We start from the raw sequence: 17,736 nt of genomic DNA on the forward strand, positions 1-17,736 counted from the left end.
TTGAAAATGTTATCTATTAAAAAGACAGTCTGTGGCTTGCTTGCGGTCGCTCTGATGACGGCTCCGCTTTTAGGCGGCTGCCAGAGCCAGCCCAAATCCCAGTCCGGCGGCGGGGCGAACAGCACCGCGGCGGATTCCAAAACGACAGCAAACAGCGATTACCCGAAAAAGACGATTACCCTTATCAACCAGTTCGCGGCGGGCGGCTCGTCGGATGTTCTCGGCCGTGCGCTTGCCTCTGTGGTGAATAAGTATATCGGAGCGACCGTAATGGTGGAAAACAGGCCGGGCGGAAGCGGCACGATCGGGACGGATTATGTTCTGAAATCCAAGCCGGACGGATATACTCTGCTGATCACCTCTTCCGGCAACTTTACCACGACTCCCATCGTGCAGGGAGCCCCTTATGATCCGGTCAAGGATGTAAAACATATTATCGGCATCGAATCTCTTCCTATGGCGATAGTCGTGAATGCGGATTCCCAGTGGAAGACCCTTGAGGACCTGGTGAATTACTGCAAGGAAAATCCCGGAAAGCTGAAAGCCGGAGCAGGCGTGCCCGGCGGAACCAATCATATGGCATGGCAGAGATTTACCAAAACGGCGGGAATTAAAACCAATGAAATCCCGTTCGGCGGCGGTACCTCCGAAGCGACGACTTCACTGCTTGGCAATCACATCGACGTCAGCGTGCTTCATCCCACGGAAATCAGCGAGCAGCTCAAAGGCGGAAAACTGCGCATGCTGGCGGTTTTCAGCGATGAAAAGCTTGTTGATTATCCGGATGTTCCGACTGCCAAGGAATGCGGCTACGAAGTGGTTGTACAGGTTAACAAAGGAATCAGCGGACCTGCCGGCCTGCCGGACGACGTTGTTCAGAAAATTCACGACGCTTTTAAACAGACCATGGAGGACCCCGAATTTATTAAGATCGTACAGAAGACGGGCGATTACAATTATCTGAAGTATGAAACCGGCGATGAGCTGAAAACTGATCTGGACAAAATGCGCGATGATTTCTCTCCCCTGCTGAAGGAACTCGGACTGGAGAAGAAAAAATAAACAGCACTGACTGCACACGGTTACAAATGTTATGAAAGGCCTGTCCTCTTGGATCTGCCGCCGGAAGATCGGCAGACTTCCACTCAGCTGCAGCAGCGGAGGAGGAAACGGAGGGCGGGCTTTGCTTTGTAAAAACAGATGGAGAAATTTACGCCTGCGAACGGGGAGGAGCAAAACGGTTATGGCAGAAAAATTGTGGTACAGCGAAAGTATCCAGGAAACCTGCAAGGTACTTCATACGGACAAGGAGAATGGGCTCCGTACCGAACAGGTCGGGTCGCTGCGGGAAAAATACGGTCCCAATGAGCTGGCTCAGAAATCGGGAACGACAATCTTTGAAATGCTTCTGGAACAGTTCAAGGATTACCTTGTGATCATCCTGATCATCGCGAGCATCGTTTCGATCGCGGTCGGGGAGACCACGGATTCGATTGTAATCATCGGGATCGTGATTGTAAACGCGTGTCTCGGCGTATTTCAGGAGTACAGGGCAGGAAAGGCGCTGGAGGCACTCAAGAAAATGTCGGCACCAAACGCAAAGGTGATCCGGGGAGGATGCTTGAAAACGGTCCCCGCACAGGAACTGGTTCCGGGCGATCTGGTCGTCCTGGAGACGGGCGATTACATACCGGCGGACGTGAGGATCACGGAATCCGTGAACCTGAAGGCGGACGAGTCCGCGCTCACGGGGGAATCCGTACCGGTGGATAAGGACGCTTCAGCTCTTCTGGAGGGAGAGGTCGCTCTGGGAGACCAGGTGAACTGCGGGTTTATGAGCACTATCGTGACATACGGCCGCGGGAAGGGCGTTGTGACGGCCACGGGCATGAACACCGTGATCGGCGGGATCGCCGGAATGATCCAGGACGCGGAGGAGGAAGCCACTCCGCTGCAGAAAAAGCTTGCGCAGATGGGAAAGTTTCTCGGAACGGGATGCCTGGCTATCTGTGCGCTGGTTTTTGTAATGGGATTGCTGCGCGGAGAACAGCTTCTGAGCATGTTCATGACAGCGGTGAGCCTTGCGGTCGCGGCGATCCCGGAGGGGCTGCCGGCGGTGGTGACAATCGTGCTGGCGCTGGGGATGCAGCGGATGGTGAAGCATCACGCGATCATGAAAAAGCTTCACGCGGTGGAGACGCTGGGCAGCACGACGGTGATCTGTTCGGACAAGACGGGTACGCTGACGCAGAATCAGATGACCATCGTCAAGATGTTCGTCCCGGGCGCGGAGATTGACGTTACCGGCGAGGGTTATACGCCCCAGGGCGGATTCCTGATCGGAGAGCAGGAGATGGAGCTGTCCACGGAGCCGGCGGTCTCACGCTTACTGGAGATCGGGGTGCTGTGCAACGACGCCTCGCTGGAAAAAGAATGCTGCCCGGAGGAGAAGGACCAGTGGAAGATTCTCGGAGATCCGACGGAGGGAGCGTTGGTCGTAGCGGCCGCGAAGGCCGGGAAAAATCGCGGGTCTATGAACACCGCGCACCCGCGCCTGCAGGAAATCCCGTTTGACTCCGGTCGAAAGCTGATGACGACATTTCACCGGGACGGGGAAGGGCGCGTTGTCGCGTATACGAAGGGCGCGCCGGATATTCTGGTCGGCCTTTGCAGCCGTATCATGCGCCGTGATGGCCGGATCGAAGAGATGACCGGGGGGGACCGGAAGGCGATCTTGGACGAGAACCGCAGGCTGGCGCGGAGTGCGCTGCGGGTGTTGGGCATGTCCTTTAAGCCGATGGAGAAAATCCCTGATCATCCAACGCCTCAGGCAGATGAAAGGGACATGGTCTTTACCGGGCTGGTCGGTATGATCGATCCGCCGAGGGTGGAAGCGATTCAGGCGATCAAGGTCTGCAAGTCGGCCGGCATCCGCGCTGTGATGATTACCGGGGACTACCGGGACACGGCCGCGGCGGTGGCGAAAAAGCTGGGGATCGTTGCATCCGACGACCAGGTTCTCACCGGGGCGGAGCTGAGCGGGATGGACGACATCGAGTTAAAGGAAGCGGTGAAGACGGTCGGAGTATTTGCCCGCGTTTCCCCGGAGCATAAGGTCCGTATTGTACAGGCGGTACGGGACAATGGCGGAATCGCAGCGATGACCGGGGACGGCGTGAACGATGCGCCGGCACTCAAGCGCGCCGATATCGGCATCGCGATGGGAATCACCGGAACGGACGTCGCCAAGGAGACCGCGGATATGATCCTGACGGACGACAACTTCGCCAGCATCGTCAGCGCCGTGGAAGAGGGGCGTGTCATTTACAGCAACATCCGTAAATTCGTGTTTTTCCTGATGTCCTGTAATATCGGTGAAATCCTGATCGTGTTCCTTTCGATGCTGTTCCAGTGGCCGATTCCTCTTCTTCCGATTCATCTTTTATGGGTCAACCTTGTAACGGACGCTTTTCCCGCGCTGGCGCTCGGAACGGAAAAGAAAGAACCGGGAATCATGCAGGACCCGCCCCGGAATCCGGAGGAGCCGATTATCAACCGGAATATGATTATCAATATTGTGGTGCAAAGTCTGGTTATGACTGCCGCGGTTCTCGGCTCCTTTTATTTCGGATGGCATTTCTACAATCTGGAAACCGGGCGGACCTATGCGTTTGTCACTATTACCACCTGCGAGCTGCTGCGTGCCTATACCTGCCGTTCGGAAAAATTCACCCTGCTCAAAATCGGGATTTTCAGCAACCGCTACATGAATCTGGCCACTATCGTTTCATTTGTACTGATGGCGGTTGTAATCTTGCTGCCCGGTCTGCGTACGGTGTTCAATGTGGTTCCTTTTAACTGGCAGGATTGGGATTTTGTCATCCTGGTGGCGTTTCTTCCCGTAGTGTTTGGAGAACTTACGAAAGCAGTAAAGAGCAGGGGCAAAAAAACCGCAGTGGAAAGCTTATCCTCTTGCCAGCGCTAAATCAGATCCATAAGAAGAAATTTGAATTTAGACGATTGAACATATTGGGTACAGGCCGGCTCTGCGTTTGCTATGGTAATCTCGGCATGCGCCTGCGAAACTGTCAGGGAGAACGGAAAGCAAAGGGTTCTTGCATCGTCAGGGAACAGACTAACTGATAAAGGATCGGCAGGGAGAGAAATCCTCCCTGCCGATCCTTTATCCTGCTCCCGTTTGTTTCCAAGTCCTTTACAAGAGTCTGATGATCATGTTGACTGATCCACTGTTCAAAATATTAGAAATTCCATAAAATATCGAAAAAATAATATTAAATTAAAAAAATATCAAATAATTTATAATATTCGACAATAAATTAAAATATATTGAAATAATATATTGACATTACATATAATTACGATATAATATAATCGAAAACGATAAATTAATGTGACAACAAGCACTGGATTTCAATAGAATGGCAGATAATTTGGGGAATTCTGTTGTTTGACCGGAGCCTGTTGAAACATAATAAAATCGGGAAGGAAGTGTGAATCGGGTTATCGGGATTTTGTTTGGAACATCGGGGCGTTTTAAGTTTCTCAACTAAAAATCAAGGAGGAATTGTTAATGAAAAGGATTGTTTCGGCGATTTTATCAACTGCATTGTTAATCAGCGTTTTTGCAGGATGTCAGGCGAATACCCCCGCTTCAGACGCAGGCACCGCTGCAAACGCAAGTGGAACGGCAACAGACGGAGCGGTGCTGAATGTTGGAATGATGCCGTTTACCGTAAACGTACCGGCGCAGTATGCTTACGAAAAAGGCTGGTTCAAGGATGCGGGGCTGAATGTAAAATTTGTTATGTTCCAGAATGGCACACCGATGAACGAGTCTCTCTCTGCAGGGCAGCTTGATATCGGCGTTGCGGGGACCGCGGCGGTGTTTTCCATGGCGAACGACATCAGTACGCTGGTTTATGAGTCGAATACGGCAGGTGGCATGGGACTTTATGTAAGAAAGGACAGCCCGATCGCGAAGATAAAAGGACAGCTGCAGGGTAATCCGGACGTTTTAGGTTCCAAGGATACGATTAAGGGAATCAAAGTGCTCGGGTCTCTGGGAACCGTATCTCAGTATGTTACGATAAATTACGCGCAGAAATTCGGCCTTAAAGAGACGGATATCCAGCAGGTTTCCATGGAATTTGCGCAGGCCCTTCAGGCCTTCAAGACCGGCGAGGGCGACGCGATCTCCGTTCCTCCTCCGTTTTCCTTCCAGGCGGAAGCCGCCGGAGCAGTGAGGGCCATTTCGTTTGAACAAGCCTCCGGTATGAAAATGAAGGACGGCATTCTCGTACGGAAAAGCGTTCTCAAAGACAGAAAAGCGGATGTTGTGAAATTTATTCAGGTTTACGAAAAAGCCTGCGAAGCACTTGCGAAGGACAAAGACGAAAGACATACCTTCTCCATGAAGTTCTTCAAAGATAACGGCCTGGTATATACGGACGAAATGATGGATGATGAAATCTCCGTACGCGACTATATCACAAAGGAAGATTACGAGCAGTCCGGCTACACCTTGGGCGACAGCTACATGCTGCTGGCAAACTTCTTTGCCGAAGCAGGAAAAATTGAAAAAGACCTTCTTCCCAATGTTCCCAAAAACTTTGATGCGTCGGTTATTGAGGAAGCGTTTGGCGTAAAGATCAGCACTGCGCAATAAGCGTATTCTAACGGATAAAGAAACGAGGTGCAAAATGAAAAACAAGAAGAACGGAGCCAAATACCTGCTGCTATCTGTGTTATCCGTAGTTATCGTTATATTCGTGTGGTATCTTGTCACAGATATATTAAAAATGTTTCCCTCTTCTATTTTTCCAAGTCCGCTTAAGGTTGTCAGAACCTTCTTTATTAAAATGTATGATGTTAACCCTGACGGCGCCACACTGCCGCAGCATATCGGAGCAAGTCTTCAGGTTGCCCTGCTGGGCTACTTTCTCGGGCTTTTGATCGGCATTCCGTTAGGCATACTGATGGGATGGAGCGAAAAGATCGACATGTTTTTCCGTCCCCTGTTCGACCTGCTGAGACCTGTTCCCGGTATCGCCTGGATCCCTCTCATGATCATCTTTCTCGGGATCGGGATTGCCTCCAAGGCCGCGGTCATTTTCCTTTCCGCTTTGGTTCCGTGTATTGTGAACGCTTATTCGGGAATCAAACGGACAAGAGCAGTTCATCTGTGGGTCGGGCAGACGTTCGGCGCCTCCAACATGCAGCTGCTTTTTAAGATCGCGGTCCCTACGGCGATGCCCATGGTCATGACGGCGTGCAGAGTTGCGCTTGGTTCCGCATGGACCGCGCTGGTCGCCGCAGAACTGCTTGCGTCTACAAAAGGGCTCGGATTTATGATTCAGCAGTGCAGAGGGTTATCCCGCCCGGACGTTATTATCGTCGGTATGATCTCCATCGGCGCGATCGGTGCCCTGCTTGGGCAGCTGCTTTCCGTGATTGAAAAGATCGTGCTGAAAGGAGGAGAACAGTAATGGGAAAAAGGCTTAAGTCGAAAAATATGACAAAAGTCATCGCCGGGGCTGTCTCTATCCTGCTGTTTATCCTGCTTTGGCAATACGGCGCGGCCTGTACGGCAGTTGGAAAGCTTCTTCCGACACCGGTCGTGGTGTTTCAGGATTTTGTTAAGGATTGCTACTCCAATATTGGCCAGTATACGCTGATCGGGCATATTTTCTGGAGCCTGGAACGTGTAATGCTTGCTTATGTAGTGGCCTGTGTTGCGGGAGTCGCCTTAGGAATGGGAATGGGCTGGAACCGGACGATCGAGGCGATTTTCCGTCCGATTTTTGAGGTCATCCGCCCGATTCCTCCGATCGCGTGGATTCCGCTTTCCATCCTGTGGTTCGGAATCGGTGAGATGACGAAATTCTTCCTGATCTTTTTAGCAGCGTTCACAAATGTCACCCAAAACGCATATGCGGGTGCGAAAGCGGTTGATCCGGTCCTGGTCGGGGCCGCTAAAATGTTGGGGGCCAACAACCGCCAGCTCTTTACCAAGATTGTAATCCCTTTTTCCGTTCCGTACATTTTCGCCGGCCTGCAGATTGCGCTTTCCAGTAGCTGGGCAACGGTTGTGGCGGCTGAAATGGTTCGTTCCTCCGAAGGAGTCGGATGGCTGATTTTCGGCGGAATGCAGACGAACGACACAACACAGATTCTGGTGGGAATCCTTGCGATCGGTATTGTAGGGTTTATCCTTGCCATTATTATGAGAGAAGCGGAGGCCAGGCTATGCGCATGGAACAACAGGGGAGTATAAAGGATAATTTTATTATCGACTGTGAAAACGTCACGAAGGAGTTTACAACGGAACGGGGAACCCTTAAGGTTGCCGATAACTTTTCACTGAAGGTGAAGGAAAATGAATTTCTCGTTCTGTTTGGCCCCGGTCAGTGCGGTAAAACCACTCTGCTGAACCTGATTGCGGGACTTGAGCCCGTTACCTCCGGAAAAATAACCGTTAATAATAAGGAAGTGAACAAACCGGATCCCGAACGCGGAGTGGTTTACCAGACGACGGCGCTGTTTCCCTGGCTCACCGTCAAGGGAAATGTGGAGTTCGGGCCGAAGGTAAGAGGAATATCAAAAGCGGAGAGAGAAAGAAGGACGGCCCATTATATTAAATTAGTCGGTCTGGAAGGATTTGAGAACTCCTATCCGGTCAAACTTTCCGGAGGGATGCAGCAGCGCGTCGGCATTGCCCGGGCGTACTGCAACGAACCGGTCGTGATGCTGATGGACGAGCCGTTCGGCCACCTGGATGCTCAGACAAGGTACCTGATGCAGGAAGAGCTTGTCCGTATCTGGGAATCCGAAAAAAGGACCGCGATCTTTGTTACAAACAATATTGAGGAGGCGCTGTATCTGGCTGATCGGATCGTCGTACTCACAAACTGCCCCGCGAGTGTAAAGTGTGAATACAATATCACCATGAAACGTCCGAGAGACTATGTGGACCCTGAATTTTTACGTCTTAGGGAAGAAATCACCAATATAGTGGACAAGACACTTTAAATGGAAGGGGGAGTTCAAGTGGCTGAAGACAGAATCAAAGTAAAGGCAGACCACATTACAAAAAAATTCGGTGATTTGCTTGTTTTGGACGATATATCCTTTGAAGTGAAAAAAGGAGAGTTTTTATGTATTGTCGGACCGACTGGCTGCGGCAAAACGACCTTTCTCAACAGCCTGACCAAACTTAACGAGCTTACCGCGGGCGAAATTTATATTGACGGCGAACCGGTGAATCTGAAAAAGCACAACATCGCTTACATTTTCCAGGAATATTCCACAATGCCGTGGTTGACCGTGGAACAAAACGTCCGGTTTGGCCTGAATATTAAAAAGGTACCTGAAGCGGATCAAAAAAAGCGGGCGGAAGAAGTGATGGAAATCGTCGGCCTGACTAAATTCCGCGATTACTATCCAAAACAGCTTTCCGCCAGTATGCTGCAAAGAGTGGTTATCGCAAGAGCTTTTGCAGTGCATCCGGAGCTGCTGCTGATGGATGAACCCTACGGCCAGCTCGACATCGAGCTTCGCTTTAAGCTGGAGGATGAACTGATCAAGCTTTGGCAGAAAGAAAAAACAACCATTATTTTTATTACGCACAATATTGAAGAAGCGGTCTATATGGCGGAACGCTGTCTGATCCTCTCCAATAAGCCCACACACATTAAAGAAGAAACCGTGATTGATCTTCCCAGGCCGAGAAATGTCGCCAGTCCTGATTTTATCGCAAAGCGGCAGTATATTACCGATCAGATCAAGTGGTGGTAAGAAGACGATTGAAAAGGTTTGGGTTGAGCGTCAGAATAATGCCCAATGAAAGAAATTCTTTGTGGACTATTCAAAATTCATCATAATTAATTTATAATTATGAAAAAAGCAAAGAGAGGCAGTACCATGGAACAGGGAATCGTAGAGAGCAGAAAAGACCTGAAAAGAAATAAAATAATCAGTACAGTCCGGTACAACGAAATGATCTCAAGGCATGAAGTCAAAAAGAGGACCGGCTACAGTATGACAACTGTGCTGAATACAATCAATGACTTAATTGAAAAAAGACTGCTCGTTGAGGAAGACTGCGATTCTGTCCGGGTGGGCCGCAGGCCCACATGGCTGCATATCTGTCCGGATGGGCAATATTTCATTGGCGTGGAGTTCAACGCGGACAGCCTGAACTGTGTGGTGGTGGACTTTGCCTTTCAGGTCATTTTTTCTGTAAATGATAGGCTGTATTCAACAGATACGCCTGAGAGCATCCTTGAAAAGATTGAAGCCGCCATTCGACGTGCGCTGGACTTCGTGGGGGAAGATAAGTCCAAGGTTTTGGGAATCGGCCTCGGTTTGCCGGGCTATGTGAACAAGGAAAAAGGACTCGGGGTGGAATACGCATATATCAACGGATGGAGGAACATCCCCATTCAACGGATGATCGAAGAAAAATTCGGCTATAAGGTCATTATTGAAAACAACATCAACACCATGACGATAGCCTACCGTTGGATGGAGTATGGGGAAAGAGCGGACGATTTTGTCCTGCTCTCCATGAAATACGGTCTCAGGATGGGTATGATCATTGGCAATAAGCTGTATTCCGGCAATAATGGGACAGCGGGTGAAATTGGCCATGTCCGGCTGGTAAACGGTTACCGTTACTGCTCCTGCGGCAAAAGAGGATGTTTGGATACGGAGGCTTCCTTCAAAGCGATTAAGACCAAAATCATAGAACGGATGGAATGCGGATATTTTGCCGATATCAAAGAGATGGTTCAGGGCGATATGGACCGCTTTTCTATGAGCATGTTTGTGGAGTCCGCTTTGCAGGGAAATCCCGATTCCGTGGACCTGATGAAAGAAACGGCTGCTTATTTAGGCGAAAGCCTTGCGATGGCGCTGGCAGCCATTAATCCCAAGCAGGTGATTATTGCGAGCAAAAGCGGGATGGGCGGAGAGGTCTTCTCCAATATGGTCTATGGTGTGATTCAGGACAGTGTGCCCTCCGCGCTCATTGAAAATTTCAGCGTCAAATGCATCAAGGCGCAGGATAATATCGGTGCGGTCGGAGCCGCTATGATGATCATGGAGAACGAATATCAGGTGGCACAGGAAGAAGTTTGAGGGAAGTGCAAAATTTTCCTCATGTCTGCTGAATTGTATCGAAATCGATAAAATTTTGAGGAGAAAAATCATGAAACTAAAATCTGTAACATCGTTGCTTTTGCTTTCAGTAATCTGGGGCGTTTACTATGTCGCCACCCAAAGAGCTGTCAGAGTTTTGTCGGTTTTTTCAGTAGGAATTGTAGTTCGCTTTATCACCATGATGATTCTGGCGGCTATCATGCTGGCCGAGGGAAAGTTTACGGATCTGTTCCACACAAAAGGGGTAACCAAAAGGCTGTTTCTGATAGGAGGGTTCGGCTATCTTTTGGACCTGACCGCTTTTATCGGCCTCTCGGTTTCTCCGGCGGGCAGCGGTACCGCGCTTTTGAAATGTGATGTTCTGTTTGTAAATATCATTTCGGTGCTGATTTATAAATACAGGTTTACCCGCGCGGACTGGGCCTGTTCCATGATAATGCTTTTCGGGGTCTTTCTGGTGATGGGGATCAATTTTTCCAGCTTCCATTTGGGCGATGCGGGCAATATTTTTTTCATCCTCAGCGCCCTGTTCGTATCTATCAACGCTTTCCTGATCAAAAGCGTACAGACCAGCAAAGTAAGCGCGGTAAGCGATCATGTGGTTGCGTTCTATAACAATTTTATCACCATGGCGCTCTTCGCGCTGTCTGCGCTGTTTACCGGGGATTTCCGGCAGCTTGCAAAAATCGGCGGCAACGCATTTATTATTGTGATACTGCTGATATGCTCTGTTGGCCAATCCCTGATTTATATCGTTTACTATGATAACCTCAGACGTTTTCCCGTATGGATCGTAAAGGTCTTTCTGCTGCTGATGCCGGTTGTGGCGGCGCTGGTCTCCTACATGGCTTTCGGTGAAAGGCTGGTACCGATGCAATATGGTGGTATGGCGGTAGTCCTTCTCGGAGCTCTGGGAATTCTTCTGGAGCAAAAGAAAAAAAGCCAATTTCAGCAAAATACCGTGACGGAAGGAGTAAAAGAAAAATGAAAGAACAATTCAGTTTTTATATGCCGGTTAATATCCGGTTTGGAAACGGCATAACAAAAGAATTGAGCCAATATGTGAAAGGGAACAGCGTCCTCCTGATTTGTGATCCCTTCCTTTATAAGTCCGGCGTGGCAAAAACGCTGGGCGATGCTATGACTGAAAAGAACACTGTGTATTTCAGTGAAATCGAGCCAAACCCATCCTGTGAAAGTGTGGATAAAGCGGCGCGGGCCGCCCGGGAAATTCAGGCGGACTGCGTGATCGGGCTGGGCGGCGGAAGTGCAATGGATGTTTCCAAAATTGTTTCCTGCCTTGTGACCAATCCGGGAAGTATCTACGATTACTACGCCGGCGGAAACCGTGTGCTTGAATCAAGGAAAGCACAGCTGATTCTGATACCTACAACGGCAGGTACCGGAAGTGAAGTTACAAACGTCGGCGTGTTTACCAATCAGAGGGCCGGGATCAAAATGCCGATGGTAAACGACTGCTTCTGGGCGGACTGCGCAATGATCGATCCCGAGCTCACTTATACCCTTCCGCCCGCCGTCACCGCCTCTACCGGAATGGACGCGTTCTGCCATGCAATAGAAGCCTACTGGAACAAAGAGTCGCAGCCTTTATGCGATATGCTCTCGCTGGGCGCGCTGGAACTGGTTCTGAAAAACATCAAAAAAGCTTATGACACGCCGTCCGACAAGGAAGCGCGCGCGTCGATGATTTTGGCGAGCCTGACAGCGGGGGTCGCGTTCAGCCAGACAAGGACCACCGGCATTCATGCGCTGAGCTTCCCGCTCACGACGGAATTCGGGGCCAACCACGGGACCGCCTGCTCCATAACGCTACCCGCGTTTATACGTCTCTGCTACAAACAGGCAAAGGAAAAAATGGAGAAGCTCATGCGTTACCTCGGCTATTCGGAGATCAATGAATTTGCAGATGCGGTTGAGCATTTGATGGAAAGCATGAAAATGCCCGTGCGTCTTCATCAGCTCGGGGTCAGGGAATCCGATATACCGCATATTGCAAAAGTGGGTTTAAATGCGGCAATTATCCAGCTGACGCCTGCCGAAATGAATGAGGAAACCGTGTGCGGACTTCTGACATCCATGCTGTAAGGTTCGCACAGATCAATTAAAGGAGCCACAATCATGAGTAATAAGGTACAAATGCTTCAGGAGAAAGCGGATGAAATCCGGAAGCTGACGATACAGGAAATCGGAGAGCTCGGGGTAGGGCATATCGGAGGCTGCCTTTCCATCTGCGAGGTACTTTCCGCCCTTTACTTCGACATTATGCGGATCGACGCGGAAAACCCGAAAATGGAGGATCGCGACCGTTTCGTACTGTCCAAAGGGCATGGCGGACCGGCAGTCTATGCCGCTTTGGCTCTGAAGGGCTTTCTGAAAAAAAGCGAGCTGGCTACGCTGAACAGACCGAATACCCATCTGCCCAGCCACTGCGACCGGAACCTGACGAACGGGATCGATATGACCACCGGTTCGCTGGGACAGGGATTCTCGGCGGCGGTCGGTATGGCCGCGGCGGCAAACATGGAACATAAAGACCTGTTTGTCTATACGATTATCGGTGACGGCGAAAGCCAGGAAGGCCAGATCTGGGAGGCCGCCATGTTTGCCGCCAGCAGGCAGCTGGACCATCTGATTGCGTTTACCGACTACAATAAAATGCAGATTGACGGGATGATTGAAAGCGTCAACGGGCTGTATCCCCTGGATAAAAAATGGGAGGCTTTTGGCTGGCACGTCCAATCGGTGGACGGGCACAATATTCAGGAAATTCTGAATGCCGTCGACAACGCGAAGAAAATACCGGGCAGGCCCTCTATGATTCTGCTCAACACCATTAAGGGCAAGGGCGCATATTTCTGCGAGAACATGGTAAAGTCCCACAATATGCAGATTACGCCGGAGATGTGGAGAGAAGCGGTAGATTTACTGGATCGGGAGGAAGCATAACATGGAACTGGAAAACAGATGGCTGCGTGAAACCTATGTGGATCTGCTGATGGAATATGCGCAAAAGGATGAGAGGCTGGTTCTTGTTGAGGCGGACCTGATGCTTGCGGCCGGTACAAAACGTTTTGCCGAAAAGTATCCGGAAAGGACCTTTGACGTCGGTATTGCGGAGGCGAATATGATCGGAGTAGCTGCGGGAATGGCGGCTATGGGCAAAATCCCTTTTACGCATACCTTTACACCGTTCTCGACCCGCCGCGTCTGCGATCAGGTCACGTTATCGGTTGCATACGCGAAGCTGAATGTGAAGATGATGGGAAGCGATCCGGGCGTGACCGCGGAACTGAACGGCGGAACTCATATGAGCATGGAGGACGTTGCCATTATGCGCAATATCCCCGGAATGACGGTGTTTGAGCCCACGGACAGCGCCCAGTTGAAAAAAGCGTTTCCGCAGATTATGTACCATGACGGTCCGGTGTATATCCGCCTGCTCCGGAGAAACGCGGTCAGAATTTTCGAGGACGACTGCGAATTCCAGCTGGGTAAAGGCATTGTCCTGAAAACCGGCCGGGACGTGACCCTCGTTGCCTCCGGCATTATGGTCGCGGAGACAATGGAAGCCGGCAGGCTGCTTGGCGAAAAAGGAATCGATGCGGAAATCATCAATATCCATACGGTAAAACCCCTGGACACCGGGCTGCTGCTGGAAAGCGCCCGTAAAACCGGTGCGGTGGTCACGGCGGAAAATCATACCGTAATCAACGGGCTCGGCAGCGCAGTTGCGGACTGCCTGAGTGAGCATTTTCCCGTACCGCTTCAAAAGGTCGGCGTAAAAGATCATTTCGGCGAAGTCGGACTGACCGAATTCCTGAAAGAAAAATATGGACTCAAGGCCCGAAACATCGTGGAAGCCGCCGAAAAAGCAATAGCCATGAAGGACAGGAGGAAATTGAATGCTGGACAAAAATCAGATTGCTGATTTTCAAGAAAAGGAGCAGGTCCTGCGGGAAATTCTCCGGGACAAGGGCGCTGAAGCGCTTTTGCTGAGCAATCAGAAGGATTTCAGCTGGTTGACAGGGGGCCGCGGCTTTATTGGCACCGCTTCCACCGCGGCCTGCGGTACTGTTGTGGTCACAAAGGACAGGACTTATCTGGTGGCGGAAAATATTGAGGCAGCCCGCCTTTATAATGAGCAGCTTGGGGGAAATCCTCTTGTGGCCGTAAAAGAGTATCCCTGGCAGGAGCCGGGAGAGAGAAGTAAAATTCTTGACAAAATCTGCGGCTCCGGAAAAAGATTGGATGCCGGTGAGGTTGAAAAGAAACTGTTCGATGCGCGCACGCGGATGAGCGCCTATGATATTGAACGTTACCGCGATATTTGCCAGACTGCGGCGAAGGACCTGGAAGAGGTCTGCCGTACGCTCAGGTCCGGCATTACCGAGTATGAACTGGCCGGACAGCTTGCCCGGAAATTCTGGGCGGACAATCTGGAACCGATCACTTTGCTGATCGGTTTTGACGAAAGAGCGCTTCGGTACAGGCATCCCGTGCCAGCGGGGGCGGTCCTGAAAAATTATGCGCTCATCGCCGTCTGTGCCCGCAGGGGCGGGCTGATCGCTTCCGCGACAAGGCTCGCAGCTCTGAAAGACCCCGGAAGCGAAATGAGAGAGCGGCAGAAGGTTTCCGCGTATGTGAATGCGGTTTTTGCGGCAAATACGCTGCCGGGGCGAACAGTGGGCAGCGTGTTTGGTTCGGCGCTTGCAGCGTATGCGGAAAAAGGGTATGCGGATGAATGGAAGTTCCATCATCAGGGGGGACTGACCGGTTATGCCGCCAGGGAGCTGAAAGCCGTAAGCGGCAGTACCCACATCATCCGGGAAAATGAAGTATATGCGTGGAATCCTTCCGTGCAGGGCACCAAGTCGGAAAATACCATTTTTATTACGAAAGACGGATTTGAAAGCCTGACCCATACAGGCGATTATCCTTACCTTACTTTTGAAATAAACGGGAAAACAGTCATGACGGAAGACATCCTCATTTTAGGCTAAGGAGGAAAAGACATTGAAGAAGATTATTATCGGCTCAGATAAATCGGGTTTTACGCTGAAAGAAGCAATCAAAACCCATCTTTGCGAACAGGGGTATGAGGTAGAGGACTGCGGAACGCAAAGCCTGGAAAAAGGAATGACGTTTTACGAGGTCGCTCCTGTTGCCGCAAAAAAGATACAGGACGGCGAATTTGAGCGCGGGATTCTGATTTGCGGAACGGGCATGGGTATGTCCGTTGTTGCAAACAAATTCAAGGGCGTTTATGCGGCAGCCTGCGAAAGTACCTATGCGGCGGAAAAATGCCGCGCGATCAACGACGCGAACATCCTGACCATGGGCGGCTGGATGATCGGGGAGGTTCTCGGCTGTGAAATGGCCGATGTCTTTCTGCATACGGGATTTACCCAGAATCTGGAGGAATGGCGGCAGAAGTTCCTCAGGGGTGCGCGCGAGCAGGTGAAAAATATTGAAGAGGAAATTTATCAACAGACGGAGGGAAAAGAATGAAATATTTCTTAGACAGTGCAAAGCTGGACGAAATTCAATACGCTTATGAAAACTACGGGATCGACGGCGTTACCACCAACCCGAAGCATATTAAGCTGAGCGGGAAGCCTTTTATGCAGATTGTAAAGGATGTGGCGGCCTGGATCAGGAAAAATGGGCTGGAGGGCGCCGATCGATTCCCTGTGTCCTTCGAAATTAATCCGCATCTGGAGAAAGCGGCGGACATTATCGCCGCGGCAAAGAAGATTTCCTCCTATTCCCCGAATTATGTTATTAAAGTCCCCTGTACGGAGCAGGGCCTTATTGCCGCAAGGAAGCTGGAGGGGATGAATGTGCGCACCAACGTCACGCTTGTGTTCTCTCCGTCTCAGGCAATCCCCGTCGGAAAGCTCGGGGCAAAATTTGTTTCTCCCTTTGTGGGCTGGAAAGAAAACAGCGGAGACGACGCATTGGAATATATCGCGAAGATTGTTAAAATTTATAGGACCTTTGATTTTAAGACGGAGATCATTGTGGCGGCGGTCCGCAACGGAAAGCAGATCGGCGATTATGCCGAAATCGGCGCGGATATCGTGACCTGTGGGCTTGACGTTTACAAGGCGAGCTTTGAGCATCCGTTCACCGCTTACGGCATCGACGTATTCCGTAAAGCGTGGGACAGTACGGTTCAGTCCTGACACACTGAAAAGGGGGAACGAAATATGCAAAAGGTTAAAGTGGGAGTAGTATGTCTGACCAGGACAACCTACGATTATAAAACAGCCCAGGAAATTTATAACAAAACGATGGAAGACCTGAAGAAAATACCGGATGTCGAATGGATATTTGAAGAGCAGGCGGTAATCGAAATAGAGGACGCTGAGAGCGCTGCCCAAAAGATGCTGAAGAATAATGTGGACGGTCTTGTAATCATCAGCGGCACTTTCCATTTGGGTCATCTGGCCCTGATCTTTAATAAATACATAAAAAAACCTATCCTGCTGTGGGCGTTCGACGAGCTTCCCTATGACGGAGGAAAAATCCGCCTCAATTCCGTATGCGGTCTGAACCTGAACGCCTCCAATCTCTATAAGGCGGGGAACGACCATTATACCTGCATCATCGGCGGAAGCATCGACAAGACGTGGCTTGCGGCGCTGCGGGTAAAAGCTGCGGTCGAAAACGCGAGGATCGGGCTTGTGGGCTATCGGGCGCATGGTTTCTTCAACGTGGGAACCGACGATCTGGACGTTTACCGGAAAACGGGTATCCTGATCGATCATTTTGAAATTTCCGATATGTTTTCCCAGCCGGTTGACGACAGCGAAGTAAAAAAAGAGAGGGAAAAAATTCTCAGACTCTTTAACTGTAAAGAGCTTACCGATAGACAGATTGAGAATGTCGCGCGTCTGTGCGTGAGCGCGGCGAAATTTATGCAAAAATATCAGCTCACCGCCGCCGCCATCCGCTGCTGGCCGGAATACGCGGCAAACTATGGTGTCTCGCCGTGCGCAACCATGTCCATCCTGCAGTCCCGCGGAATGATCCTCGGCTGCGAGGGGGACATAGAGGGGACCCTCTCCATGCTGGCTGCCAGGGCTATGGGCGCTGAGACGCCGTTCCTCGCCGACCTTTCGCAGGTTGACCTGAAAGAGGATTTTGCCCTGATGTGGCACTGCGGGGTCGCACCGCTCAATCTTTGGGACGGCAAATGCGAAAGAACGCTCGATACCTATTTTGCAGGCGGAAAGGGCGTGACTGCAGGCTTTGTTATGAAAAGCGGCCATGTAAACATGATGCGTATCGACACCGCCCGCGGAAAAACAAGGATGTTCGTTGCCGCCGGGGAAGCGGTCGATATGGAAAAACAGCTTTGCGGCACTTACGCCAAGGTAAAATTCGAACAGCATATCACGGAGGTGATAGACACGGTAGTGTACACGGGCCTTGCGCACCATGTCACGATGGTGTATGGCGAATACAGAGATATCATGAGAGCGTTCGCAAAGATGATGGACTATGAAATTATAGAATAGCCGGAGGTAAAGA

Annotated in this window: 16 protein-coding genes; all 16 read left to right on the plus strand. The window is 50.7% G+C overall.

All coding sequences use genetic code 11. The annotated features are described in order from the left end of the window. The first annotated feature begins 6 nt into the window (after nt 1-6). The 16 genes from VXK30_RS03535 to VXK30_RS03610 all read left to right on the plus strand — a co-directional run bounded on the left by VXK30_RS03535 (nt 7) and on the right by VXK30_RS03610 (nt 17,723). Nucleotides 7-1,062, plus strand: coding sequence for a tripartite tricarboxylate transporter substrate binding protein (locus VXK30_RS03535; protein WP_275716290.1), 1,056 nt, complete (start codon nt 7-9; stop codon nt 1,060-1,062). 181 nt (nt 1,063-1,243) lie between these two features. After that, the gene (locus VXK30_RS03540; RefSeq protein WP_275716292.1) at nt 1,244-3,985 is read left to right on the plus strand and encodes a cation-translocating P-type ATPase; all 2,742 of its coding nucleotides are present in this window, start codon (nt 1,244-1,246) and stop codon (nt 3,983-3,985) included. 606 nt (nt 3,986-4,591) lie between these two features. Then, nucleotides 4,592-5,686, plus strand: coding sequence for an ABC transporter substrate-binding protein (locus tag VXK30_RS03545; RefSeq protein WP_275716294.1), 1,095 nt, complete (start codon nt 4,592-4,594; stop codon nt 5,684-5,686). Between the two features lie 193 nt (nt 5,687-5,879). Then, nucleotides 5,880-6,506, plus strand: coding sequence for an ABC transporter permease (locus VXK30_RS03550; protein WP_329494111.1), 627 nt, complete (start codon nt 5,880-5,882; stop codon nt 6,504-6,506). Next, complete coding sequence (locus VXK30_RS03555) at nt 6,506-7,294, plus strand: ABC transporter permease (protein WP_275716297.1); 789 nt, start codon at nt 6,506-6,508, stop codon at nt 7,292-7,294. Before VXK30_RS03550 ends, VXK30_RS03555 begins: the two co-directional genes overlap by 1 nt. Then, nucleotides 7,267-8,049: an ABC transporter ATP-binding protein gene (locus VXK30_RS03560; protein ID WP_442868007.1), complete on the plus strand. Its 783-nt coding sequence runs from the start codon at nt 7,267-7,269 to the stop codon at nt 8,047-8,049. Before VXK30_RS03555 ends, VXK30_RS03560 begins: the two co-directional genes overlap by 28 nt. 18 nt (nt 8,050-8,067) lie before the next feature. Next, on the plus strand, nt 8,068-8,814 hold the full coding sequence (locus VXK30_RS03565) for an ABC transporter ATP-binding protein (RefSeq protein ID WP_275716299.1): 747 nt from the start codon (nt 8,068-8,070) through the stop codon (nt 8,812-8,814). 126 nt (nt 8,815-8,940) lie between these two features. Then, a complete protein-coding gene (locus VXK30_RS03570; RefSeq protein ID WP_275716301.1) occupies nt 8,941-10,158 on the plus strand; it encodes an ROK family protein in 1,218 nt (405 codons plus the stop codon). 70 nt (nt 10,159-10,228) lie between these two features. Further along, the gene (locus VXK30_RS03575; RefSeq protein WP_275716303.1) at nt 10,229-11,167 is read left to right on the plus strand and encodes a DMT family transporter; all 939 of its coding nucleotides are present in this window, start codon (nt 10,229-10,231) and stop codon (nt 11,165-11,167) included. After that, nucleotides 11,164-12,285, plus strand: a complete 1,122-nt coding sequence (locus tag VXK30_RS03580) for an iron-containing alcohol dehydrogenase family protein (protein ID WP_275716305.1) — start codon at nt 11,164-11,166, stop codon at nt 12,283-12,285. The genes VXK30_RS03575 and VXK30_RS03580 overlap by 4 nt, the downstream gene beginning before the upstream one ends. 33 nt (nt 12,286-12,318) lie before the next feature. Beyond that, nucleotides 12,319-13,146 carry a transketolase gene (locus tag VXK30_RS03585; protein WP_275716307.1) on the plus strand — a complete coding sequence of 276 codons (828 nt, stop codon included), beginning with the start codon at nt 12,319-12,321 and terminating at the stop codon, nt 13,144-13,146. A gap of 1 nt (nt 13,147) precedes the next feature. Then, complete coding sequence (locus VXK30_RS03590) at nt 13,148-14,128, plus strand: transketolase family protein (protein ID WP_275716309.1); 981 nt, start codon at nt 13,148-13,150, stop codon at nt 14,126-14,128. Next, nucleotides 14,103-15,200, plus strand: coding sequence for a M24 family metallopeptidase (locus VXK30_RS03595; protein ID WP_275716311.1), 1,098 nt, complete (start codon nt 14,103-14,105; stop codon nt 15,198-15,200). The genes VXK30_RS03590 and VXK30_RS03595 overlap by 26 nt, the downstream gene beginning before the upstream one ends. A gap of 13 nt (nt 15,201-15,213) precedes the next feature. After that, nucleotides 15,214-15,708 (plus strand): RpiB/LacA/LacB family sugar-phosphate isomerase, encoded by a 495-nt coding sequence (locus VXK30_RS03600; RefSeq protein WP_275716313.1) that lies wholly within the window; start codon nt 15,214-15,216, stop codon nt 15,706-15,708. Continuing rightward, entirely contained in the window at nt 15,705-16,385 is a 681-nt protein-coding gene (locus VXK30_RS03605; protein WP_275716315.1) for a transaldolase family protein, read from the plus strand. The genes VXK30_RS03600 and VXK30_RS03605 overlap by 4 nt, the downstream gene beginning before the upstream one ends. 24 nt (nt 16,386-16,409) lie before the next feature. Beyond that, complete coding sequence (locus VXK30_RS03610) at nt 16,410-17,723, plus strand: L-fucose/L-arabinose isomerase family protein (protein ID WP_275716318.1); 1,314 nt, start codon at nt 16,410-16,412, stop codon at nt 17,721-17,723. Nucleotides 17,724-17,736: the final 13 nt, after the last annotated feature.

The sequence above is a fragment of the Caproiciproducens sp. CPB-2 genome, from assembly GCF_036287215.1.
GTDB lineage: Bacteria > Bacillota > Clostridia > Oscillospirales > Acutalibacteraceae > Caproiciproducens.

Excerpts from the sequence above, each read along its gene's own strand:
- VXK30_RS03610 (WP_275716318.1), top strand. The coding sequence starts at position 16,410 with ATGCAAAAGGTTAAAGTGGGAGTAGTATGTCTGACCAGGACAACCTAC.
- VXK30_RS03595 (WP_275716311.1), top strand. The coding sequence starts at position 14,103 with ATGCTGGACAAAAATCAGATTGCTGATTTTCAAGAAAAGGAGCAGGTC.
- VXK30_RS03550 (WP_329494111.1), top strand. The coding sequence starts at position 5,880 with ATGTATGATGTTAACCCTGACGGCGCCACACTGCCGCAGCATATCGGA.
- VXK30_RS03535 (WP_275716290.1), top strand. The coding sequence starts at position 7 with ATGTTATCTATTAAAAAGACAGTCTGTGGCTTGCTTGCGGTCGCTCTG.
- VXK30_RS03540 (WP_275716292.1), top strand. The coding sequence starts at position 1,244 with ATGGCAGAAAAATTGTGGTACAGCGAAAGTATCCAGGAAACCTGCAAG.
- VXK30_RS03560 (WP_442868007.1), top strand. The coding sequence starts at position 7,267 with ATGCGCATGGAACAACAGGGGAGTATAAAGGATAATTTTATTATCGAC.
- VXK30_RS03555 (WP_275716297.1), top strand. The coding sequence starts at position 6,506 with ATGGGAAAAAGGCTTAAGTCGAAAAATATGACAAAAGTCATCGCCGGG.
- VXK30_RS03585 (WP_275716307.1), top strand. The coding sequence starts at position 12,319 with ATGAGTAATAAGGTACAAATGCTTCAGGAGAAAGCGGATGAAATCCGG.
- VXK30_RS03545 (WP_275716294.1), top strand. The coding sequence starts at position 4,592 with ATGAAAAGGATTGTTTCGGCGATTTTATCAACTGCATTGTTAATCAGC.
- VXK30_RS03570 (WP_275716301.1), top strand. The coding sequence starts at position 8,941 with ATGGAACAGGGAATCGTAGAGAGCAGAAAAGACCTGAAAAGAAATAAA.
- VXK30_RS03605 (WP_275716315.1), top strand. The coding sequence starts at position 15,705 with ATGAAATATTTCTTAGACAGTGCAAAGCTGGACGAAATTCAATACGCT.
- VXK30_RS03580 (WP_275716305.1), top strand. The coding sequence starts at position 11,164 with ATGAAAGAACAATTCAGTTTTTATATGCCGGTTAATATCCGGTTTGGA.
- VXK30_RS03590 (WP_275716309.1), top strand. The coding sequence starts at position 13,148 with ATGGAACTGGAAAACAGATGGCTGCGTGAAACCTATGTGGATCTGCTG.
- VXK30_RS03575 (WP_275716303.1), top strand. The coding sequence starts at position 10,229 with ATGAAACTAAAATCTGTAACATCGTTGCTTTTGCTTTCAGTAATCTGG.